Source organism: Burkholderia sp. Bp9015 (assembly GCF_003853505.1).
Classification (GTDB): Bacteria; Pseudomonadota; Gammaproteobacteria; order Burkholderiales; family Burkholderiaceae; genus Burkholderia.
Map to the genome: position 1 here is coordinate 13,259 of NZ_QTPZ01000012.1, position 21,033 is coordinate 34,291.

Here is a 21,033-nt window from a genome sequence, read left to right on the forward strand (position 1 = left end):
AACCGGCGGACCGTGTTTGTCATCACCGGATACACAAGTTACGCACCAGGCCGGCCGCACGCGAAACGCGCGCCGGAACGACGCCCGCGCGTGCGTTGCGGCACGCGGCGGACCCTGCACGCAGCGTAGCGGAATCGCTTCGCGCGCACTGTCAAAGTATGTTCTGGAATGCCGACGGAACCCTTACGGGCGGCGTGTTCCCGATGGAGCAATCGCTGAATGGTCGTCTGCGCGCAGGAAGGCGCGTGGCGAAAAAAAAGAGGCTCCTTCCTGGAGCCTCTTCGATGCGCGCCGAACCGGGGCCGGCGCACGCGTTGACGATTTTCGTCAGAAGATATTGCGCAGGCCGATCGCGATGCCGGTCTGGTTGCTGCGACCCGGCAGCTCGACGTTCGCCGCGCCGTTCGTCTTGTTGAAGTCGACCGTGCCGTAGACTTCCGTGCGCTTGCTGAGCGCGTATTCGGCGATGCCGACGATCGCGTAGCGGTTTCCGCTCGCGAGCGTGCCGTTGGCGGTCATCGCGTTGCGCATGTGGTCGTAGTAGAACGCGCCCGTCAGCGTCAGCGGCGTGCTGACCTGCCAGCTCACGCCCGCGAACGGACCGTCGTCGATCCGGCCCGTGCCCTTCGCGACCGGAATCGACTGCTGCGCGAGCAGGCTGTCGACGAAACCGGTGTCGTCCTTCGAGCGCAGGTAGCCCGCATAGATCTTCGCCTTGCTGAACGCATACACGACGTTCGCGTGGTAGATCGTCTGCTTGCGTGCGGAGTTGTCGCTGTTCTGCTGCGCGCCGGCCGCGATGCTGAGCGGGCCCGTCACGTACGACAGCGACACGCCCCATGCGTTGCCCTTGCCGAGCGAGCCCGGGATCTGGCCCGAGAAGCCGCCGGCGCCGGTCGATTCGTAGTTGGTGCCCGTCGAGTACATCGCCTTCGCGGTCAGGCCCGCGAACGTGCCCGTGTACTTGATCTGGTTGTCCGCATACAGGCCGCCGCCGAGTGCGACCGGCAGCCATGCATTTTCGAGGTAGTTGCCGACCGTCAGCGGATCGTAGGTGTCCGACAGCAGGTCGAACAGCGGCGTCTTCTGGCGGCCGAGGGTCACCGTGCCGTACGGGCTGTCCAGGCCGACGTATGCCGCACGGTTGAACAGGCGGCCGCTGTCGGCGAATGCGCCGTTCTGCAGGTTCACGCCGCTTTCGAGCTTGAACACGGCCTTCAGGCCGCTGCCGAGGTCTTCCGTGCCGTAGATGCCGAAGCGGCTGTTGGTGATCGCGCCGTTGGACATCGACAGCAGGCCGTCGTTCTTGGCGTTCGCGTTGGTCAGGTAGCGAACGCTGACGTCGGCGACGCCCCACAGCGTGACCGAGCTTTGTGCTGCTGCGTACTGGCTGGCGAAGGCCAGCACCGCGCCCCCTGCGATGGCTGCGAGCCGGGTGGTCTGCTTCATGAGCTTTCCTTTTTGTAGGTGTCTCCATTCATGGCCGGCCGCGTGCGCAGCCGGGTGGCGATCGCGGACGCTCATGGCGCGCGCGATGTGGGCTGAATCATAAGACCAGTGCGCACGCCGAAAGAAATTGAAACGCGCGGTCGCGCGCGATTGTCGCCCTGGAACAACGTTTCCCGCGCCGGGCTTGCCTGTCGCGCGACGGATGCGGGTCGCGGCGATGGCGGGACGAAGGCTGGCGCTGTAAGGCGCGGCCGGAGCAACCGGTTTGCGCTGGGGCAGCGTGGCGGAGGGTGGCGCGATGAGCCGGTGATTCGGTCGCGCGGCGGACCGGCGGGCCGCATGGCGGCGGCCCTGCGCGCGTCAGGCCGGCCGCGGCGTCCCGCCGTCGGGGTTGCTGCCGTTGCTGCCGTTGCTGCCGTTGCTGCCGTTGCTGCCGCGAACTTCGGCGCCCCCGTTGCCGGCCGCCCCATCGCCACTGTCACGCCCACCGCCCGCGCGCCGCCGCGCCCGCCGCACGATCTCCGCGAACGCACCGGCGAGCAGCAACACGGCGCCCCACAGCGCGACGTCCGGCACGAGCCGCGTCACGAGGCCGCCGACCACCGCGCCGGCCAGGAAGCAGAAGCTGATCGTCGCGAGCAGCGCCGAATCGTGCAGCGCGCCCGCGTCGTAGCGGGGAATCAGCCCGACGAACAGCTTCTGCGCGGCGCGCCGCAGGTTGCCGGTCGTCATCACCGACGTGTACGACAGTTCCTCGAGATGAGTAAACGACAGCGTCTGCAGCGTCGCGACGAACGAGATCCCGGGAATCAGCCACGCGCTCGACGCGCCGACGAGCCCGCTCGCGGCGACGCCGAGAAACGCGATCTCGACGATCAGGCTCGCGAACGCGGTGTGCCGCATCCAGCCGCGCTGCGCGGCGAGACCGAGCAGGTGCGCGACGAACACCGCGACCACGAAACCGCCGAGCGGCGGCACGTGATGCAGCGCGGCCGCCCATTCGCCGGCCGATACGTTGATGCCGAGCAGCGCGACGTTGCCGGTCATCGTGTTCGCGAACACGTGGCCGTGACCGACGTACGTGTACGCGTCGAGATAGCCGCCGGACAGCGTGAGCAGCGCGGCGACGGTGAGATTGCGGCTGGCGCCGTCGAGATCCATCAGGCCTCCCGTGAAGAGTCGCGCCAGTATCGCGCACGGGAGGCCGGTTGTGCGCCGCTCACTGGCCGATGCCGGTGAGCCCGATCAGCGCGCCGGCCGCGAGCAGCCACAGCGGATGGATGCGCGTGCGCCACGCGAGCACCGCGCATGCGGCGGTGATGCCCCACTGGATCGCGGAGCGGTTCGACGCTTCCGAGATCAGCACCGCGCTGGCCGCGACGAGCCCGGCCGTGACCGGCATCAGCCCCTGTTGCACGTAGCGGCGCCACGGCCGGTCGCGAAAGCGCTCCCACGCGTGCAGCGCGAGCACCGTGACGATCGACGACGGCCCGAACTTCGCGATCGATGCGACCAGCAGCCCGGCCCAGCCGGCCACATGCCAGCCGACCAGCGGCACGATCATCATGTTCGGCCCCGGCGCGGCCTGCGCGAGCGCGAACAGCGCGGTGAACGCGTGCGCGCTCATCCAGTGGTGCACGTCGACGACCTGCCGCTGCATCTCCGGCAGGATCGTGTTGCCGCCGCCGAATGCGAGCAGCGACAGCTGGCTGAAGATCGTCGCGATCGCGATCAGCGTGTCGTTCATCACCGGCCTCCGTCGCGCACGGCGGCGCGCTGCGGTGCCGGCGTCTCGCGGCGCCGCGACGCGAGCCAGATGCTCACGGGCGTCAGCACCAGCATCGCGCTCAGGAGCGGGATGCGCAGCACCGCGATCGCGGCGAATGCGAGGGCCGCGATGCCGGCCGCGGTGCGCGGCGCGTGCAGCAGCGGCTTCGCGACCTTCACGGCCATCGCGACGAGCAGGCCGGCGGCCGCGGCGGCGAGCCCGCCGAACAGGTGCTGCACGCGCGGATCGCCCTGCGTCTTCGCATACAGCACACCGAGCCCGACGACCACGAGCGTCGGGCCCGCGATCAGCCCGAGAATGCCGGCGAACGCGCCCGCGACGCCGCGAAAGCGCATGCCGACGGCGACCGACAGGTTGATCACGTTGCCGCCCGGCAGGAACTGGCACAGCCCGAGCAGATCGGTGAATTCGTCGGCGGTGAGCCATTTGCGGTCGTCGACGATCGTGCGCCTCGCGAACGGCAGCGCGCCGCCGAACGACATCAGGCCGAGCGACAGGAAGCCGGTGAACAGCTCGGCGAGGCCGACACGGCGTGGAGGCGCGGCAGGCGACGGAGAAACGGATTGCATGGGGCTCCTCATCAAACGATGCCCCGAGGTTACCGCCGTGCGGCACGCCGGCAAAACGATTTTATCGGCGCGTCCTTGTGATCTAGAATCACAAGCATGGCACGCGATCTCCCGCCCTTTTCCGCGCTTCGGGCCTTTGAAGCAGCGGCACGACATGAAAGCTTCAGCGCCGCCGGCGACGAGCTGCATGTGACTCATGGTGCCATCAGCCGGCAGATCGCCGGGTTCGAGGCGTGGCTCGGCAAGCCGGTGTTCCACCGCTACGGCAAGCGCGTGAAGCTCACCGACGAAGGCCGCCGCTATCTGGATACCGTCCGCGCCGCGTTCGACAGCATCGCGCTCGCCACCGAGCAGCTGCGCAACACCGGGGCCGCGCGCGTGCTGCGCATCAATGCGCTGCCGACGTTCGCGATGAAATGGCTGCTGCCGCGCCTGTCGCGGTTCCAGCGCGACGTGCCGAACGTCGAGCTGAAGCTGTCCACGTCGAACGCGCCGCTCGATGCGCTCGACGGTTTCGACGTCGCGATCCGCCGCGGCCCCGGCCACTGGCCGAACTGCACGAGCGGCCACTTCCTCGACGAAAGCGTGATTCCGGTCTGCAGCCCCGCGCTGCTCAAGCGCGCGCCGATCACCCGCGCGGACGATCTCGCGCGGCACGTGCTGCTGCATTCGGACACGCGGCCGGAAGGCTGGCGCGACTGGTTCGCGGCGGCCGGCGTGACGATGAAGGGGCGCAAGCGGCAGTCGTTCGACCACTTCTACCTGGCGCTGCAGGCAGCCGTCGACGGGCTGGGCGTCGCGCTCGGCCCGCTGCCGCTGATCGACGACGAGCTCGCGAGCGGGCGTCTGGTGATGCCGCTCGACGGGCCGCGCATCGCGACACGCAGCTACTGGTGGATCGCGCCGGGCACGCCGGCCGACGATCCGCTGGTCGCGCAGTTCTGCGCGTGGCTCGCAGCCCAGTCGAATGTGAACGCCTGACGCGTCGCCCCCCGCCCCCTGATCGAAACGGCCGCGATCCGCCGCCCCCCGCCTCCGCGCACGTTGCGGAAATGAAACCGAACCGCACGCGACGCGTGCGATTCCCCAGCGGAATCCCCGTCGCGCGGCCGCTGTATTTCCCCCTTCACTCCAGCCACCGCGTACCAGCCATGGCGAGCGGCCGACCAGCCCGCCGCCTCGCGTTTCACGGCTGAAACACTTCCGCCTCCGCCGCGTTGCACCGGCGCCATGCCGCGACCGCTCAGCCCCCGTTGGCGCGGCAGTCCGCGTGCTGGCCCGCTGTTTGCTGAGGCAACCGTGCACACAACGACACTGCACGGGCCAAGGGCTCGATGCAGGCGACAAACAATCATCAAGCGGGTCGGGGAAATCATGTCCAAACTCATATCGGCCGTCACACGGCTGCTGTCCATCATCACCGCTCCTGTCACGCATCCACTGATGCCGGCGGCGCGACTTCGCGCCGTGCCCGTCCGATGCGCGAACACGGCCCGCCCCGTCACCCGACGTCACGGCGCTCCGATCCGATAGGCGAATCCCCGGGAACCCGCTGCCAGGCGCATGCGCGCCAGGACGAGCCCTGCCGTTCGCGCGGGCATTGCCGCCCGCGCTCGCCCGCACGCCGACGTGCATGCGGGCGGCGACAGCCGCGCCTGACGTCCCGTGCGCCGCAGCGCCGCCAGGGTGCCGGGAGAGCGCGCCGGTCCGACTCCGCATCACACGACACGAAGGAGGTGCCCGCCCAGCCAGCGATCCGATTCAGACGCAGAGAAGACCTGTCGCGCATCCGGACCATCGAGCTTCCGTCCCGAACGACCCGCTCGCCGCACCGGCCGCGCTTTCCAGCCTTGAAGGGAGAAATTCATCATGACGCAGTCCTTACTGACCAAGGCGGCACTTGCCGCATCGCTCGCCTGCGCGGCCGTCACCGCATCGGCCGCACAGGCCAGCGCGACGTTCGGCGTATCGGCCACCGTCAACGCAACCTGCCTGATCGACTCGGCCGGCGCGTTGACCTTCCCCGCCTATACGCCGGGCACCGGCGATCAAGCCGCGCAATCGACGATCACGGTCCGCTGCACGAACGGCACGAACTTCAACATCGGCCTGAATGCGGGCACGACGTCCGGTGCCACGGTGACCAACCGCATCATGACGAGCGGCTCGAATCAGCTCAACTACTCGCTGTACCAGGATTCGAACCGCACGGTCGTCTGGGGCAACACGCCGCCGACCGATACCGTCAACGGCACCGGCCAGGGGATGGCAAGTGGCCAGGCGATCAGCAAGACCGTCTACGGCAAGGTGCCCGACCAGCCCAACGCGGTGCCCGGCAGCTACGCCGATACGGTGACGGTCACCGTGACGTTTTAGTGCCGCGCGGAGGGTGCGCCGCATCGCGGATGCGCGCGCCCCTCCCGGGCGGGATACGTCAACGCGCCGAAGCGCATCCCCTGGAGGTGGATCTGTGATGAAACCGAACGTGTGCAAACTCGCGACCTGGATCGCGGCCGTGACGCTCGCCGCCGCATGCGTCGACAGCCAGGCCACCGACTTCACCGTGTCTCCCGTTCGCGTCGAGCTCTCCGCCGCGCAACGGAGCGTCGCGCTCACGGTGAGGAACGAGTCGCCCGACCAGTCCGTCGTCGTCCAGCTGCGCACTGCGGCGTGGTCGCAGAACGCGGGCGACGACGTCTATGCGTCGACCGGCGACCTGATTGCGGCGCCGCCCATTTTCACGATCGCGCCCGGCAGTTCGCAGGTCGTGCGCATCGGCCTGCGGCACGCGCCGGGCGCGGACCGGGAAACCAGCTACCGGCTCTATCTGCAGGAGATTCCGCCGGCGCCGAAACCGGGCTTCGCCGGCGTGCAGATCGCGCTGGAGATGAGCCTTCCGATCTTCGTCAAGCCGGCCGCCGACACCGCCCCGCGGCTGCGCTGGAGCGCGGAGCCGCGACCGGGCGGCACGGGCATGCTCGCGCTGCGCGTGACCAACGACGGCACCGCGCATGCGCAGGTGGCGAACCTCGCGCTGTTCGCGCCGGGCAGCGATCGCCCCGTCGCCACGCATGCGGAATTCGCGTACGTCCTGCCGGGCCAGTCCCGCGAACTGATGTTCAAGCCCGGCGCCGGAGCCGCGCCGGCCGCTGCTTCCGGAATGCACCTGGTCGGCTACTCCGATGCGGGCGATATCGACTCCACGGTCGCGCCGAACGCGCGCTGACGCGGCGCTGCTGATCGCGATGCTCATGAGCGCGCAGACCACACTCGCGGAAGAGCGGCTTGTAGCGGCCCCGAGGGCACCGGCCGCGCAAGCGTCGCATGGCGCGGCGGCCGGCCCGGCCGAGCTGCTGTATCAGGTCGACATCAACCGCCAGGGGCTCGACGAGACCGCGTTGCTGATCAAGGCGGCCGACGGCGCGTTCTACGTGTCGGCCGACGACCTGAAGCGCTGGCGGCTCAGGCTGCCGGACGCCGCGCCGCTGGCCGGCAGCGACACGCCGTTCTACCCGCTGAACGCGATCGCGGGGCTCACGTACACCGTCGACGAGCGGAACCTGACGATGGCGATCAGCGTCCCCGCGCAAGCGTTCGTCGGCGCGACCTTCGACGAGACCGACCGGCACCGCGCGAGCGCGGTCGAGCCGGGCATCGGCGGCTTCTTCAACTACGATCTGCTCGCCGAGCAGGCCGCCGGCCAGACGCACGGCTCGGGGCTGTTCGAGCTCGGCTTCTTCAACCGCTTCGGCGTCGGCGTCGGCACGTTCCTCGCTGACGAATCGGGCCCGACCCGGCGCCTGACCCGCCTCGAAACCACGTGGACGACCGATCGGCCCGGCCACCTCGCCAGCCTGCGCATCGGCGACGCGATCAGCCGTCCGGGCATGTGGGGCCGCGCGATCCGCTTCGGCGGCATCCAGTACGCGACCAATTTCGCGACGCAGCCCGGACTCGTCACGATTCCGCTGCAGGGCGTGAGCGGGCAGGCCGTGCTGCCGTCGACCGTCGACGTCTACGTCAACAACGCGCTGACTTCGACGCGCGAGGTGGCGCCCGGCCCGTTCGCGATCAACAACGTGCCGGTGGTGACCGGCCAGGGCGACGTGCGGGTGGTGGTGCGCGACGTCATGGGCCGCGAGCAGGTGATCACCCAGTCGTTCTATGCAAGCGCGAATCTGCTGAAGCAGGGCATGCAGGATTATTCGTACGAGGTCGGCAAGGAGCGGCGGGATTTCGGCCTCGCGAGCAACGACTACGGGCGCTGGTTCGCCAGTGCGACGCACCGGGTCGGCCTGACCGACCGGTTCACCGGCGAGATCCACGCGGAAGCCGAAGGGGCCCGGCAGAACCTCGGCATCGGCGGCGTGGTGCTGGCCGGGCCGCTCGGCGTCGTCAACGCGTCCGCGGCGGCGAGCCGCAGCGCCGACGGCCCGGGCGCACTGGCGACGATCGGCGCCGAGAGCCAGGCCGGCCTCGTCGAGATCGGCGCGCACGCGCAATGGGCGACGCCGCATTTCGCACAGATCGGGCTCGAGCCGGGCACGCTCGCGCCGAAGCTGCTGACGAGCGTCAACCTCGGCATCGGGATGGGCCGCTTCGGCTCGCTCGGGCTCGCGCACGTGTTCCTCGACAATCGCGACGGCTACAAGACCCAGTTGCTGTCGCTCAGCTACAGCGCGCAACTGGGTCGCTTCGGCTTCGCCAACGTCAGCGTCAGCAAGCCGCTGAGCGGCTCGGGCACGACGATCGTCGGCGTCGCGTGGACGATCCCGGTCGACAACCGGACGAGCGCATCCGTCACGCTGACGCACCAGCAGGGCGGCACCGAAATGCTCGCGCAACTGCAGCGCAGCCTGCCGGCCGGCGAAGGATTCGGCTATGCGCTGCAGGCCGGCAACGACACGCAGGACGCGAGCGCGACGCTGCAGACGCGCACCGGCACCTACAGCGTCGAGGCGGCTGCGTATCGCGGCCGCGCCGGCGTGCGCGCCAACGCCGCGGGCGGCATCGCGTTCGTCGACGGCACCGCGCGCCTGTCGCGACAGGTCACGGACAGCTTCGCACTGGTCAAGGTGCCGGGCTTCGCCAACGTCGGCATCCTCGCGGACAACCAGCTCGTCGCGCGTACCGACGCCAGCGGCGTCGCGCTGCTGCCGCGGCTGCGCGCGTACGAAAGCAACCCAATCTCGATCGAGCAGGTCGACCTGCCGTTCGACGCGACGATCGGCACGCTGAAGCTCGACGCGGTGCCCTACTTCCGCAGCGGCATGGCGCTCGTGTTCCCGATTACGCGCTCGCGCGGCGCGGTGCTGACGCTCGATCTCGAAAACGGCGCGCACCTGCCGGCCGGCGCGACCGTCACGATCGACGGGCAGAAGGACGTGTTTCCCGTCGGCCGCGACGGCGTCGTCTACGTGACCGGACTGTCGGCGCAGAACCGCCTGCATGCGGCGTGGCACGACCGGCAGTGCGACGTGACCGTGCGCTTTCCCGCCGGCGACGACCCGCTGCCGGACCTGGGCACCCATCTTTGCAAGGGAGTCACACCATGAGACATCGCAAGCATGACGGGCGGCCGGTCCGGCTCGCACGCTTTCGCGCGGCAGCCGCGGCGCTCGCGGCCGGTGCCGTCGTGCTGGCCGCGCTGCCCGCGCGCGCGGCAACGACCTGCACGATGAATGCGCCGTCGTCGATGGCATTCGGCACGTACGACACGATCAACGCGGCCACGTCCGCCGTCACGATCTCGGTGAACTGCACCGGCAGCGGCAACGCCACGCCGACGGTCACCGCGAGCCCGGGCGGCGGCACCTTCGCGAACCGCCTGATGACGCGGACCGGCAATACGCAGACGCTCGGCTACAACCTGTATCTCGACAGCGCGCATACGTCGATCTGGGGCGACGGCACGAGCGGCACGTCGGCGATTTCGTGGGGCAAGATCACGGGCGGCGGCACCTTCAACGCCACCGTGTACGGGCTGATCCGCGGTGGCCAGAACGCCGTGCCGGGCAGCTACGCGGACCACAACATCACGATCCTGTTCAACTACTAGGCGCGCCGGCGGCGCATGCGGTGCGCATGCCGCCGTCGATCGCCATCACGGACCCGGACAATGGGGGGCAGACATGAATCGAACCGAGACAGCGAGCGCCGCCGCATCGCGGCGCGCCCGATGCGCACGGACCCGCACGCGGCCGCTCGCGCTTCGGCGGGCCGGCGGCCGCGCGGGCGCCCGGCTCGCCGCGATGGCGGCGCTGTCGATCGCGCTGCTCGGCGCCGCGCCCGGCCATGCCGATGCGAAGCAGGCCAGCCGGTCGGTGCAGGTCGGCACGACGGTCCAGGCGTATGCGCGGCTCAACGCGACCAATCCGGCGAAGCTCGTGATCGCGAACAAGGACACGAGCATCGGCAACCTGGCCGTGCCGAACACCAGCAACCCGTCCGGGACGACGCTCGCGATCCAGACCAACGACCGGGCCGGCTACACGGTGCTCGTGCAGGTCGCCGCCGCCAGCCAGTCGCAGTTCAGTTCGATCGAGATCACCGGCTTCGGCGGCAAGGTCGTGCTGCCGGGCACGGGCGGCACGATCGCCGTGCCCTATACGGCGCTGAAGACGACGTTCACGCTGACCTACCGTTTCGTGTTCGCGCCGAAGGCAAAGGACGGAACCTTTGCCTGGCCGCTCACGTTTTCGGTGCAGCCGAACCCGTGACGCCCGCGACGCCGGCGCCCGCGGCCCTGCTCCCGCCGCGGCTCACACCACCGGCCCCGGCTCCTTTTCCTTGCGCAGGATCGCGTACAGGATGATCGCGCCGAACGTCGCGGTGCCGATCCCGCCGAGCCCGAAGCCGCCGATCTTCAGCGAGAAGTCGCCGGCGCCGAGCACCAGCGTGACGGCCGCGACGATCAGGTTGCGGTTGTCGGAGAAGTCGACCTTGTTGACGACCCAGATCCGCGCGCCCGTCACCGCGATCAGCCCGAACACGACGATCGACACGCCGCCGAGCACCGGGCCCGGAATCGTCTGGATCACCGCGCCGAACTTCGGCGAGAAGCCCAGCCCGATCGCGATCAGCGCGGCGACCGCGAACACGAGCGTCGAATAGATCCGCGTGACGGCCATCACGCCGATGTTCTCCGCATAGGTGGTCACGCCGGTGCCGCCGACGCTGCCCGACACGATCGTCGCGAGCCCGTCGCCGATGAACGCGCGACCGACGTAGCGGTCGAGGTTGGTGCCCGTCATCGCGCTGACGGCCTTGATGTGGCCGAGGTTCTCCGCGACCAGGATCACCGCGACCGGCGCGAGCATCAGCATCGCGTGCGGATCGAACACCGGCGCGCGGAAGCTCGGCACGCCGAACCACGCGGCCTGCGCGACGATCGCGAAATCGACCGGCTTGCCGAGGCCCATCCCGTTGGTCGCGATCGCATAGATCACGTAGGCGATCACCAGCCCGACGAGGATCAGCAGGCGCTGCATCATCCCGCGCGCGAACACCGCGACGCCGCCGACGCACAGCACCGTGACGAGCGCCATCACCGAGTCGAAGGTCGATGCCGACACGCCCTTGACCGCGATCGGCGCGAGGTTCAGCCCGATCACCGCGACCACCGCGCCGGTGACGACGGGCGGCATCAGCGTCTCGATCCAGCGCGTGCCGATGGCCTGCACCAGCGCGCCGAGCGCGACGTACACGACGCCGCACGCGACGATCCCGCCGAGCGCGACCGGGATGTTCGGGTTCGGGCCGCTGCCGCCGTAGCCCGTCACCGCGATCACGAGGCCGATGAACGCGAAGCTCGAGCCGAGGTAGCTCGGCACGCGGCCGCCGACCAGCACGAAGAACAGCAGCGTGCCGATACCCGACATGAAGATGCACAGGTTCGGATCGAAGCCCATCAGCAGCGGTGCGAGCACGGTCGAGCCGAACATCGCGACGACGTGCTGCACGCCCATCGCGACCATCTGCGGCCACGCGAGGCGTTCGTCGGGGCCGACCACGCGCGAGACCGCGCCGGTCGGTTGCACCCGCCAGCGCGGGAAGTAGGAATCGGACATGGGGAAAAGGGCTCCTGTCGTACGCCGGCTGCGGGACGGTGCGCCGGTCTGGAATCTGGCGCGAGTTTACGGAGCGGAAATGGGGCTGGCAAGCGCGAACCGCCGGGGCGGCGGGCGTGCCTGCCGGGCGGGCATCGGCGCGGGAATCGGCGCGGGAATCGGCGCGGCGCGACCGCATCGGCGGCGGCCGGCCGGCGCACCGCGCGATGTGAGCGGGCGCTCACATCGCAGCGGACGCGACGCGGATTACGGATTGATGTACTGGAACAGCGACATGTTCTGCAGCTGCGCGTAAGCCTTCTGCGCGCCGCTCAGCGCGTTCTGCACCTGCAGGTACTGGCTGATGGTCGTGACCATGTTGGCGCTCGTCAGGTCCGACAGGTTGCTGGTCGTCTGCAGCGCCGCGGTCTGGTTGACGGTCTGCATCGCCTTGACCTCCTGCTCGCGGCCGCCGACCGAAGCCAGCACGGTCGTGACGTTGCGCATCGAGTTGCCGATCTTCGTCGCGGCCGTGCTCAGCGTGTTCGACAGCGCGGCGGTCGCCGTCGGATTGCCGGCGACGGGCGTCTTCAACGCCGTGATCATCGAATCGAGCGTCGAGAACACGTCGACCCCGCTCGCCTGCGGCGCGGGCGTGACCGAAAAGGTGTCGGTGGGCGACGGCGTGCCCGACACGGCGACCTTCATCCCGTTGCCGAGCGCGATCGCGGTGCCCGACGTATAGGCCTGCGCGGGCCCGGGAGTCGGGGGTGAAATCGAGTTGTCGGTCACCGTGTAGGTCGGCGCGGCCGCCGTGCCGCCGAAGGTGATCGTGAACTGATGGCCGTTGGTCGCAGCCGACGGATCCGTCACCGTGACGTTGCCGATGGTGGCCGTGCCGGTGTTGGCCGCGCCGGCCGCCTGGACGGGCGAGTTGCCCAGCGCCTGCACCGACATGAACACCGAGAGGCCCGAGTCGCCCTGCGGCACGCTGCGCGAATCGTCGATCTGCACGGTGCGCGTGCCCGTATCGCCGACATAGCTGATGCTGCCGGCGGCGTCCTTCGTGAACGGCGCCGTCGAATTCTGGTAGCCGGCGAACAGGTAGTTGCCCGCGCCGTCGGTCGAGTTCGCGAGCGACACCAGCTGGTCGCGGTAGCCCTCGAGCTGCGCCGCGAGCGCTGCGCGGTTATTGTCGGCGAGCGAGCCGTCGCCGGCGCGCACGATCAACGACTGGACGCTGCCGAGTACGTTGCCGACGCTCTGCAGCGCCTGGTCCTCGGCCTGCAGCGACGCGAGCGCCGTGCTCTGGTTCGCCGCGTATTGCGACAGCGTGGCCGACGTCATCGACAGCTGCACGGCCTGCGCCGCGCCCAACGGGTTGTCGGCCGGCGTCGACAGGCTCACGCCGCTCGAGATCTGCTGGTAGAGCTGCGCGAGCTGGGCCTGCTGATCGTTCATCTGGCCGACGTTCAGCTGGTAGAACTGGGTCGTGGAAATCCGCATCGTTTCTATCCTCTCGAATCCGCTCAGCTGAACAGGCCCAGCACGGTCTGGAACAGCGAAGCCGCCGTCTGGATCACCTTCGCGTTCGCCTGGTAGAGCTGCTGGTACTGCATCAGGTTCGCGGCTTCCTCGTTCTGGTTCACGCCCGACACCGACTGCTGCGCGGACGTGATCTGGCCGACCAGCGCCGTCTGTGCGGTACTCGACGACTTGAGCTGGCTCGCCGCATTGCCGATGTTGTTCACATAGTTCGCGTAGGCGCCCGTAAGCGTCGTCGTGCCGCCGCCGAGGGTCTTCGCGTTGACGAGCCGCGACAGCGCGAGCGCGTTGCTGCCGTCGCTCGTGCCGCCCGCGTACGGCCCGATCGTGAACGAATCGCCGTCCGACGGCGTGCCCGACAGCGTGACGGTCACGCCGTTCAGCGCACCGGCGGCCGTGCCCGACATCGTCATCGCCGCGCCGGTCGACGGGTCGTACGGCACGGGGTCGGTCGGATTGCTGATCGTCACCGACGTCGGCGGCGTGCCCGGGATCGTCACCGTGGTACCGGCCGGGAAGCCCGACAGCGACTGCGTCGCCGCGTCGTAGGTCAGCTTGGTCGACGGCACCTGATAGCCGGAGGTCACCCCGCTCAGCGCGATCTTGGCGGTGCCGATGTTGGTGCTCGACGCCGACGTGACGGCCGGCGACGCGGCCGCGATCGCCGAGCCGCTCGTCGTCGCGAGGCCGAAGCCCGTCAGCGCGCCGCGCGTCGGCAGCACGGTGAACTGGTCGCCGGCATTCATCGCGCCGGACGAGGACGAGAAGTTCAGCCCGCCGAGCGAGACCGGCATCGGCCCCGCCTTCTGGTCGACCACCGACCCGCTCGCGCGGTCGGTCAGCGTGTAGTTCGTGCCGTCAAACGACAGCGTGTAGTCGCTCGTCGTAGGCTGCGACGCGTTGGCGAACGAGACGGACAGCGCCGCGTTGCCGGTATTGCCCTGGTTCGAATAGACGGTCGGGTTCGCCACCGTGAACAGGTTGCCGCCCGGATTGCCCGCCAGGTCGACGCCGAGCGCGTTCTGCCCGTTGACCTGCGCGGCGAAGCTGGTCGCGAGCGCGCCGAGCTGCGCCTGCGCGGGGTCGAGCGTCTGGCTGCGGAACGCGAGCAGGCCGCCGAGCGTGCCGCCCGACAGCGACGCATCGGGCAGCGCCTGGTTCGGCCCCGGCGGGTTCGCGCCGGCGATCCCCTGCGACACGACGGTCAGCTCGCTCGGATCGGACGACGACGTGACGGTCGCGAGCTGGTAGCTCTTGTCGGCAAGAACGAGCGGCTGGCCGCCCGCGAGGAACACGCTGTAGCCGCTGTCGTTGCGCACCACCTGCACGCCGGCGAGGCTCGACAGGTTCGACACCGCGAGGTCGCGCTGGTCCATCAGCTGGTTCGGCGGCTGCCCCTGGCTGCTCGCTGCGGAGATCTGCCGGTTCAGCTGCGCGATCTGCTTGGTGTACGTGTTGATCTGCGACACGGTGTCGGTGAGCTGCGTATTCACGCTCTGGCGCAGCGCGTCGTACTGCTGGCCGGCCGCGTTGAGCTGGTTCGCGAGGATCTGCGCGTTGCTGACCGCGGTCTGCCGTACCGACGGATCGGACGCGTTGTTCGCGACGTTCTGCAGCCCGGTGAAATAGCCCGTGATCCCGGTCGAGATGCCGGCCGTCGGGCTGCCGACGTAATTGTTCAGCTGCGCGACGAGCGAATACCACGTCGACAGCGAGCCGCCCTGCGACTGCGCGCTGTTCAGCTGGTCGCTCAGATACTGGCTGTACTGCCGCTGCACGGTGACGGTATTCACGCCCTGCGGCATGTAGCCGCTCGCCGTGTACTGACCGCTCGCCTCGGCATAGACCGGGCGCTCGACCGAATAGCCGGGCGTCGCGGCGTTGCTGATGTTCTGGCCGGTCGTCGTGAGGCCCCAGAGCGCGGCATTGAGGCCGCTGACACCGAGGTTCATGAGTGAGTTGGACATGCGCGATCCTGATGAGCCGGCCGCGCTGCGGCCGCCGGGTTGCGTGACTCCCGGTATAACGGCCGCGGATCGGAAAAATTGAGGGAAAAATGCGCGCGCGACGCGCGCATGCGCGTCGTCCGGCGAGCGGCCCGGCGCACGCTGCCGGCGCCGGTGCGAGAGCGGCCCCGAACCGGGCCGCGAGCGGATGCGTCAGGCCCGCGCGAGCGAGCGGCGCTTCATCTCGAGCTGCGTGATCAGGCGCTGCAGCGTGTTCTCCGCGCTGCCCGGCAGCGACATGAAGCGAAAGCCGAGCTGGTAGCGGCGCGAGCCGTTCGGCATCTGGGTCGAACGCTGCGACACGAGCTGCAGGTCGAGCGACAGCTTGCCGTGGCCGTTCAGCTCGAGCTCCACGCCCGGCAGCAGCGTGCCGACATCGAGCGTCTCGACGCGCTCGTCGGCGGTCCGCAGGCCGACGCCGCCGAGCGACAGGTTATGCACCTCGAACATGAAGCCCTCGCCGTCCGGCAACCGGCCGCGGCACAGGAACGGATCGACGATCGGTGCATCGACGCGGAAATACTCGCGGCGCTGGATGCACATCAGCACGTCGGGGAAATCGGCGACGAACGCGGGCAGCCCCTCGTAGCGCGTCTCGCGCGGCGTGTTCGTGGTGAATTCGACGCGCACGCCTTCCGGCGCGGCCGCGAAGGTGCAATGCGACGCGCCGAGGATGCCGGCGTTCTGCTCGGACAGCGCGCCCCAGTCGAACGCGAACGTGCGCGCGCCGACGTCGACCTCGAGCAGGCGCGTGACGAGCTGGCCGCCCGGGTACTGGACGGTCAGGAAGTCGCCCCGGTTCACGAGGTTGCGCAGCTGCACGCCGATCTCCAGCGGATTGCGGCGGGCGTAGTCGGGCCCGGAATGGCCCGCATCCAGGCTCGGATCGGTCGACGTTTCGATATTCATGGCTAGCCGGTTTTCTTTTCAGGGCGCCCGGGCGACCGGTGCGCAGTAAAACCGGGCCAGAACATGGCCCGGTTACAGGTCTCTCACACTTAGCGGCAGTGCTCACCGAAAGTTTAGATCGAAACGCCGGTATTTTTCGCGCAAACGTTGAAAACCGCGCGCGGCGGGATACCGGGCACGGTTCGTAAGATTGTAAAAACGGCGGCAGGCGGGGCCATTGCGGCCCGGCCCCGTCAGCCGATCTGCTGCATGATCGAGATCAGCTTCTTCGCGTAATTCGGGTCCGTCGCGTAACCGGCCTTCTGCATTCCGTGCGCGAAACCCTCGACGCTGCGGCTCGCGCTGAGCACGCCCGCATAGCGCGGGTTGTTCTTCAGCAGGTTCGCATAGTCGGTCATCGCGTGCTCGTACGAGTCGTACGCGCGGAATTTCGCGACGACGCGGCGCGGCGTGCCGTTCACGTATTCGGTCGTCAGCGCCGACACCGTGCGGCCCGTCCAGCCCTTGTTCGCCTTGATGCCGAACACGTTGTAGCTCGTCGAGCCGTCGCTCGCGCGGATCTCGCGCTTGCCCCAGCCCGATTCGAGCGCGGCCTGGCCGACGATGAAGCGCGCCGGGATGCCGGTGGTCGCGCTCGCCGCCTGCGCCGGGCCGGCGAGCCGGTCGACGAACGCGTCGGCGTCCTGCACGCCGCTCGCGCCCTTCAGCGGCGGCGTCAGCGCGCTGCCGGCCGTGTAGCCGCGCGAGCCGGCGAGCCCGCCGTTGTTCGCCGCGTTCGCGTAGGCCCGCGCCATCGCGTTCATCGCGGCGAGGCTGCCTTCGTTGCCCGACGTGCCCGAGCCGGCCGCACCCAGGCCCGCCGCAGCGAGCCCGGCCGCGCCCGCGTCGGCCGCCGTGTCGCTGCCCGTGCCCTGCCCCGCGTTGCGCAGCAGCTGCTTCATCAGCGCGTCGGCCACGCCGATCCCGCGCTTCGACATCTGCTGCGCGAGCTGCTGGTCGAGCATCGACGTGTACATCTTCGACGTGTGCGAATCGAGCAGCCCGCCGTCGGGCGACGCATCGCGCATGCTCTTGAGCATCATCTGCGTGAACATCGCGTCGAACTGGCCCGCGACCGCCTTCGCACCGGCCTGCGGCGACTGCTTCGCCTGCGCGCGCAGCGCGTCGAAGCCCTGCACGTCGAGGGCGAAGCGCTGCGTCAGGTCGTTCGCGTTCGGAAGATTCGCCGCCATTCAGATCACCTCCAGGTCTGCGCGCAGCGCGCCGGCCGCCTTCATCGCCTGCAGGATCGACATCAGGTCCGCCGGCGTCGCGCCGAGCGTGTTCAGCGCCTTCACGACGTCGGCCAGGTTCGCGCCGGCCGTCACCATCTTGAGCGCGCCGTTGTCCTGCTTCAGCTGGATCTGCGACTGCTGCGCGACCACCGTCTGCCCGTTCGAGAACGGCCCCGGCTGCGACACCACCGGCTGCGTGTTGACGACCACCGACAGGTTGCCGTGCGCGACCGCGCAGCTTTGCAGCGTGACCATCTGGTTCATCACGATCGAGCCGGTGCGCGCGTTCAGGATCACCTTCGCGGCGGCCTTGTCCGGGCTCACGTCGAGGTTCTGCAGGCGCGCCATGAACGCGACCTGCTGCGCGGAATCCGCCGGCGCGGCGAGCTGGATCGTGCGGCCGTCGAGCGCCGTCGCGGTGCCCGGGCCGAAGCTCGAATTGACCGCGGACACGATCCGCTGCGCGGTGCCGTAGTCCATGTCGTTCAGCTGCAGCTGCAGCACGCCGTTCATCTGCGCGATCGCGTTCGGCACCGCGCGCTCGACGATCGCGCCGCCGACGATCCGGCCGGCCGCGAGCTGGTTCACCTGCACGCGGCTGCCGTTCGCACTCGCGCCCGCGCCGCCGACCGCCATGTTGCCCTGCGCGAGCGCGTACACCTGCCCGTCCGCGCCCTTCAGCGGCGTGAGCAGCAGCGTGCCGCCGCGCAGGCTCTTCGCGTTGCCGAGCGACGACACGGTCACGTCGAGCGCCTCGCCCGGCCGCGCGAACGGCGGCAGCGTCGCGGTCACCATCACGGCCGCGACGTTCTTCAGCTGCATGTTGTTCAGCGACGACGGCCCGCCGTTGGCCGAGCCGTTGTTGATCGAGATGCCGAGGTTCGCGAGCATGTTCGCGAGCGTCTGCGTCGTGAACGGCGTCTGCATCGTCTGGTCGCCGGTGCCGTCGAGGCCGACGACGAGGCCATAGCCGATCAGCGGGTTGTCGCGCACGCCCTGGATCTGCGCGAGGTCCTTCAGGCGCTCCGCGTGCGCGGGTGCCGCGCCGAGCGCGCACACCGCCAGCACGAACGCGGCGGCGATCCGCGCGACGGCACGCGCACGGGACGACAGGCGGTGGAAAAGAGGCTGCTGCATCGTCATCACCACGGTGCGATGTTGAGGAAGAAGCGCTGCAGCCAGCCCATCGTCTCGGCTTCGTTGATGTAGCCCTTCGACGAGTATTCGATCTTCGCGTCGGCGACCTGCGTCGAATAGACGGAGTTCGCGCCCGAGATCGTGTTCGGGTTGACGACCCCCGAGAAGCGCACGAATTCGTTGCCCTGGTTGATCAGCATCTGCTTCTCGCCGCTGACCACGAGGTTGCCGTTCGGCAGCACGTTGGTGACGGTCACCGTGATCGTGCCGTTGAACGTGTTCGCCGCGCTCGCGCCGCCGGTGGCCGCGAACTTGTTGGTGCCGGCCGCCGACAGGTTCGCCTTCGCGAACAGCCCGCCGAGGAAGCCGGCCGTCGGCACGTTGAAGTCGGTGTTGCCCTGGCGGTTCGTGTTCGCGCCCGACGACTTGGTCGCGTTGATGTTCTCCGCGATCATGATCGTCAGGATGTCGCCGACGTTGCGCGGCCGCTGATCCTCGAACAGCGGCCGCCCCGCATAGCCGGGGTTGTAGATCGAGCCGGGCGCCTGCATCGACATCGGCATCGGCGGCTGCGCCGTCATCGGCTGCTGGATGATCGGGTCGCGCGGAATCTGCGCGCAACCGGCGAGCGCGGCCACCGCGACCGCGCACGCGGCGCGGACGGGGGCTGACGGGAGGAGGCGAACCTGCTTCATGGCGACGACGGGACGTTCCGGTTAGCTCTTCATCTGCGTGACGGTCTGCAGCATCTGGTCGGACGTCGTCACGGCCTTGCTGTTGATCTCGTAGGCACGCTGCGTCTGGATCATGTTGACGAGCTCCTGCACGACGTTCACGTTCGACGCCTCGACATAGCCCTGGTTGAGCACGCCCGCGCCGTTCAGGCCCGGCTGCGACACGTTCGGCGCGCCCGACGACGTGGTCTCGGCGAACAGGTTCTCGCCCTTCGCCTCGAGGCCGGCCGGGTTGATGAAGGTCGCGATCTGCAGCGAGCCGATCTGCACCGCGTTGCTCGAGCCCGGCTGCGTGACCGACACGACGCCGTCCTTGCCGATCGTCAGCGACTGCGCGTTCTGCGGCACCGTGATCGCCGGCAGGATCTGGTAGCCGCTCGACGTGACGAGCTGGCCCTGTGCGTTGGTCTGGAACGAGCCGTCGCGCGTATACGCGTTCGTGCCGTCCGGCATCAGCACCTGGAAGAAGCCCGCGCCGTTGATCGCGACGTCCTTCGAGTTGCCGGTCTGCGTGAGGCCGCCCTGCGTGTACAGGCGCTCGGTTGCGACCTGCTGCACGCCGGTGCCGAGCTGCAGGCCCGACGGCAGCTCGGTCTGCTGCGTCGAGTTCGCGCCCGGTTGGCGGATGGTCTGGTACAGCAGATCCTCGAACACCGCGCGCGACGCCTTGAAGCCGTTCGTGCTGGTGTTCGCGAGGTTGTTCGAGATCACGTCCATCTGCGCCTGCTGCGCATTCATGCCGGTGGCGGCAATGTAGAGCGAACGGTTCATGTTGAATCTTCTCCTGGGTGCGAGGGCCGGGCCGCTCAGCTGAAGTTGAGCAGCTGGTTCGCCGACTGCTCGTTCTGGTCGGCCGTCTGGATCAGCTTCGACTGCAGCTGGAACGCCCGTGCGTTGTCGATCATCGCGACCATCGCGGTCACCGGGTTCACGTTGCTGCCTTCGAGCGAATTCGGCGTGACGACCACGGTCGGGTCGGCGTCGGCCGGATTGCCGTCGGCGGTGCGGAACAGCCCGTCGTTGCCGCGCGCGAGCGTGGCCGGGTCGGGGTTCACGAGCTTCATCTGGTCGACGATCGCGACCGCCGTCGGCGGGTCGCCCGGCATCAGCGCGGACACCGTGCCGTCCTTGCCGATCGTCACTTCCGCGTTCGGCGGCACCGAGATCGGGCCGCCGTTGCCGAGCACCGGCAGGTTGCTCGCGTTGACGAGCTGGCCGTTTTCATCGACGTGCAGGTTGCCGGCGCGCGTGTACGCCTCGCTGCCGTCGGCGGTCTGCACCGACAGCCAGCCGGCGCCCTGCACGGCGACGTCGAGCGGGTTGCCGGTGCGCGTGATCGGACCCGGCGCGTAATCCGCGCCGGGCGTCGACGCGAGCACGTAGGTGCGCGTCGTCGTCGGGTCGATGTTGCTGCCGTCGCCGAAATTCATCGGCACCGCGCGGTAGGTCGCGAGCTGCGCGCGAAAACCCGTCGTCGACGCGTTCGCGAGGTTGTTCGCGACGATCGCCTGCTGGTCGAGCGACTGCGACGCGCCCGTCATCGCCGTGTAGATCAGTCGGTCCATGGCTGCCG

19 protein-coding genes are annotated in these 21,033 nt (G+C 69.3%); 6 read left to right on the plus strand and 13 right to left on the minus strand.

Features of this window, described 5'->3' with window-relative positions; translation table 11 throughout:
- Positions 1–327: 327 nt before the first annotated feature.
- The 4 genes from DIE12_RS14770 to DIE12_RS14785 form a co-directional block, all read right to left on the minus strand.
- Complete coding sequence (locus DIE12_RS14770; protein WP_044847888.1) at positions 328–1,449, minus strand: porin; 1,122 nt, start codon at positions 1,447–1,449, stop codon at positions 328–330.
- Between the two features lie 360 nt (positions 1,450–1,809).
- Positions 1,810–2,610 carry a YoaK family protein gene (locus DIE12_RS14775; protein ID WP_124520520.1) on the minus strand — a complete coding sequence of 267 codons (801 nt, stop codon included), beginning with the start codon at positions 2,608–2,610 and terminating at the stop codon, positions 1,810–1,812.
- A 58-nt stretch (positions 2,611–2,668) separates the two neighbouring features.
- The gene (locus tag DIE12_RS14780; protein ID WP_124520521.1) at positions 2,669–3,196 is read right to left on the minus strand and encodes a chromate transporter; all 528 of its coding nucleotides are present in this window, start codon (positions 3,194–3,196) and stop codon (positions 2,669–2,671) included.
- A complete protein-coding gene (locus DIE12_RS14785; RefSeq protein ID WP_124520522.1) occupies positions 3,196–3,807 on the minus strand; it encodes a chromate transporter in 612 nt (203 codons plus the stop codon). The genes DIE12_RS14780 and DIE12_RS14785 overlap by 1 nt, the downstream gene beginning before the upstream one ends.
- 96 nt (positions 3,808–3,903) lie before the next feature.
- Here DIE12_RS14785 and DIE12_RS14790 point away from each other — a divergent pair, with 96 nt between their 5' ends.
- The 6 genes from DIE12_RS14790 to DIE12_RS14815 all read left to right on the plus strand — a co-directional run bounded on the left by DIE12_RS14790 (position 3,904) and on the right by DIE12_RS14815 (position 10,526).
- Positions 3,904–4,788, plus strand: a complete 885-nt coding sequence (locus DIE12_RS14790) for a transcriptional regulator GcvA (RefSeq protein WP_124520523.1) — start codon at positions 3,904–3,906, stop codon at positions 4,786–4,788.
- 888 nt (positions 4,789–5,676) lie between these two features.
- The gene (locus DIE12_RS14795) at positions 5,677–6,183 is read left to right on the plus strand and encodes a spore coat U domain-containing protein (protein ID WP_124520524.1); all 507 of its coding nucleotides are present in this window, start codon (positions 5,677–5,679) and stop codon (positions 6,181–6,183) included.
- A 97-nt stretch (positions 6,184–6,280) separates the two neighbouring features.
- On the plus strand, positions 6,281–7,033 hold the full coding sequence (locus DIE12_RS14800) for a molecular chaperone (RefSeq protein ID WP_124520525.1): 753 nt from the start codon (positions 6,281–6,283) through the stop codon (positions 7,031–7,033).
- Between the two features lie 25 nt (positions 7,034–7,058).
- The gene (locus tag DIE12_RS14805) at positions 7,059–9,362 is read left to right on the plus strand and encodes a fimbria/pilus outer membrane usher protein (RefSeq protein ID WP_260426207.1); all 2,304 of its coding nucleotides are present in this window, start codon (positions 7,059–7,061) and stop codon (positions 9,360–9,362) included.
- The gene (locus DIE12_RS14810; RefSeq protein WP_124520526.1) at positions 9,359–9,865 is read left to right on the plus strand and encodes a spore coat U domain-containing protein; all 507 of its coding nucleotides are present in this window, start codon (positions 9,359–9,361) and stop codon (positions 9,863–9,865) included. Before DIE12_RS14805 ends, DIE12_RS14810 begins: the two co-directional genes overlap by 4 nt.
- A gap of 73 nt (positions 9,866–9,938) precedes the next feature.
- Positions 9,939–10,526, plus strand: coding sequence for a hypothetical protein (locus DIE12_RS14815; protein ID WP_124520527.1), 588 nt, complete (start codon positions 9,939–9,941; stop codon positions 10,524–10,526).
- Between the two features lie 42 nt (positions 10,527–10,568).
- Here DIE12_RS14815 and DIE12_RS14820 read toward each other — a convergent pair whose 3' ends face one another.
- The 9 genes from DIE12_RS14820 to flgF all read right to left on the minus strand — a co-directional run bounded on the left by DIE12_RS14820 (position 10,569) and on the right by flgF (position 21,025).
- Positions 10,569–11,876 (minus strand): solute carrier family 23 protein, encoded by a 1,308-nt coding sequence (locus DIE12_RS14820; protein WP_124486643.1) that lies wholly within the window; start codon positions 11,874–11,876, stop codon positions 10,569–10,571.
- Positions 11,877–12,122: 246 nt separating this feature from the next.
- Positions 12,123–13,361, minus strand: coding sequence for a flagellar hook-associated protein FlgL (gene flgL / locus DIE12_RS14825; RefSeq protein WP_124520528.1), 1,239 nt, complete (start codon positions 13,359–13,361; stop codon positions 12,123–12,125).
- Between the two features lie 23 nt (positions 13,362–13,384).
- Positions 13,385–15,367, minus strand: coding sequence for a flagellar hook-associated protein FlgK (gene flgK / locus DIE12_RS14830; RefSeq protein WP_124520529.1), 1,983 nt, complete (start codon positions 15,365–15,367; stop codon positions 13,385–13,387).
- A 192-nt stretch (positions 15,368–15,559) separates the two neighbouring features.
- Positions 15,560–16,315: a flagellar brake protein gene (locus tag DIE12_RS14835; protein WP_124520530.1), complete on the minus strand. Its 756-nt coding sequence runs from the start codon at positions 16,313–16,315 to the stop codon at positions 15,560–15,562.
- Positions 16,316–16,548: 233 nt separating this feature from the next.
- Positions 16,549–17,547 (minus strand): flagellar assembly peptidoglycan hydrolase FlgJ, encoded by a 999-nt coding sequence (gene flgJ, locus DIE12_RS14840; protein ID WP_044847879.1) that lies wholly within the window; start codon positions 17,545–17,547, stop codon positions 16,549–16,551.
- Positions 17,548–18,726, minus strand: coding sequence for a flagellar basal body P-ring protein FlgI (locus DIE12_RS14845; protein WP_124520531.1), 1,179 nt, complete (start codon positions 18,724–18,726; stop codon positions 17,548–17,550). It lies immediately after the preceding gene.
- Positions 18,727–18,731: 5 nt separating this feature from the next.
- Positions 18,732–19,421, minus strand: coding sequence for a flagellar basal body L-ring protein FlgH (flgH, locus tag DIE12_RS14850; RefSeq protein WP_044847878.1), 690 nt, complete (start codon positions 19,419–19,421; stop codon positions 18,732–18,734).
- Between the two features lie 21 nt (positions 19,422–19,442).
- A complete protein-coding gene (flgG, locus tag DIE12_RS14855; RefSeq protein WP_014895799.1) occupies positions 19,443–20,231 on the minus strand; it encodes a flagellar basal-body rod protein FlgG in 789 nt (262 codons plus the stop codon).
- A gap of 35 nt (positions 20,232–20,266) precedes the next feature.
- On the minus strand, positions 20,267–21,025 hold the full coding sequence (gene flgF / locus DIE12_RS14860) for a flagellar basal-body rod protein FlgF (protein ID WP_044847877.1): 759 nt from the start codon (positions 21,023–21,025) through the stop codon (positions 20,267–20,269).
- Positions 21,026–21,033: the final 8 nt, after the last annotated feature.

Bases quoted from the DNA above. Each gene is read 5' to 3' on its own strand.
- DIE12_RS14770 (WP_044847888.1), bottom strand. From the start codon at position 1,449: ATGAAGCAGACCACCCGGCTCGCAGCCATCGCAGGGGGCGCGGTGCTG.
- DIE12_RS14775 (WP_124520520.1), bottom strand. From the start codon at position 2,610: ATGGATCTCGACGGCGCCAGCCGCAATCTCACCGTCGCCGCGCTGCTC.
- DIE12_RS14780 (WP_124520521.1), bottom strand. From the start codon at position 3,196: ATGAACGACACGCTGATCGCGATCGCGACGATCTTCAGCCAGCTGTCG.
- DIE12_RS14785 (WP_124520522.1), bottom strand. From the start codon at position 3,807: ATGCAATCCGTTTCTCCGTCGCCTGCCGCGCCTCCACGCCGTGTCGGC.
- DIE12_RS14790 (WP_124520523.1), top strand. From the start codon at position 3,904: ATGGCACGCGATCTCCCGCCCTTTTCCGCGCTTCGGGCCTTTGAAGCA.
- DIE12_RS14795 (WP_124520524.1), top strand. From the start codon at position 5,677: ATGACGCAGTCCTTACTGACCAAGGCGGCACTTGCCGCATCGCTCGCC.
- DIE12_RS14800 (WP_124520525.1), top strand. From the start codon at position 6,281: ATGAAACCGAACGTGTGCAAACTCGCGACCTGGATCGCGGCCGTGACG.
- DIE12_RS14805 (WP_260426207.1), top strand. From the start codon at position 7,059: ATGAGCGCGCAGACCACACTCGCGGAAGAGCGGCTTGTAGCGGCCCCG.
- DIE12_RS14810 (WP_124520526.1), top strand. From the start codon at position 9,359: ATGAGACATCGCAAGCATGACGGGCGGCCGGTCCGGCTCGCACGCTTT.
- DIE12_RS14815 (WP_124520527.1), top strand. From the start codon at position 9,939: ATGAATCGAACCGAGACAGCGAGCGCCGCCGCATCGCGGCGCGCCCGA.
- DIE12_RS14820 (WP_124486643.1), bottom strand. From the start codon at position 11,876: ATGTCCGATTCCTACTTCCCGCGCTGGCGGGTGCAACCGACCGGCGCG.
- flgL (WP_124520528.1), bottom strand. From the start codon at position 13,361: ATGCGGATTTCCACGACCCAGTTCTACCAGCTGAACGTCGGCCAGATG.
- flgK (WP_124520529.1), bottom strand. From the start codon at position 15,367: ATGTCCAACTCACTCATGAACCTCGGTGTCAGCGGCCTCAATGCCGCG.
- DIE12_RS14835 (WP_124520530.1), bottom strand. From the start codon at position 16,315: ATGAATATCGAAACGTCGACCGATCCGAGCCTGGATGCGGGCCATTCC.
- flgJ (WP_044847879.1), bottom strand. From the start codon at position 17,547: ATGGCGGCGAATCTTCCGAACGCGAACGACCTGACGCAGCGCTTCGCC.
- DIE12_RS14845 (WP_124520531.1), bottom strand. From the start codon at position 18,726: ATGCAGCAGCCTCTTTTCCACCGCCTGTCGTCCCGTGCGCGTGCCGTC.
- flgH (WP_044847878.1), bottom strand. From the start codon at position 19,421: ATGAAGCAGGTTCGCCTCCTCCCGTCAGCCCCCGTCCGCGCCGCGTGC.
- flgG (WP_014895799.1), bottom strand. From the start codon at position 20,231: ATGAACCGTTCGCTCTACATTGCCGCCACCGGCATGAATGCGCAGCAG.
- flgF (WP_044847877.1), bottom strand. From the start codon at position 21,025: ATGGACCGACTGATCTACACGGCGATGACGGGCGCGTCGCAGTCGCTC.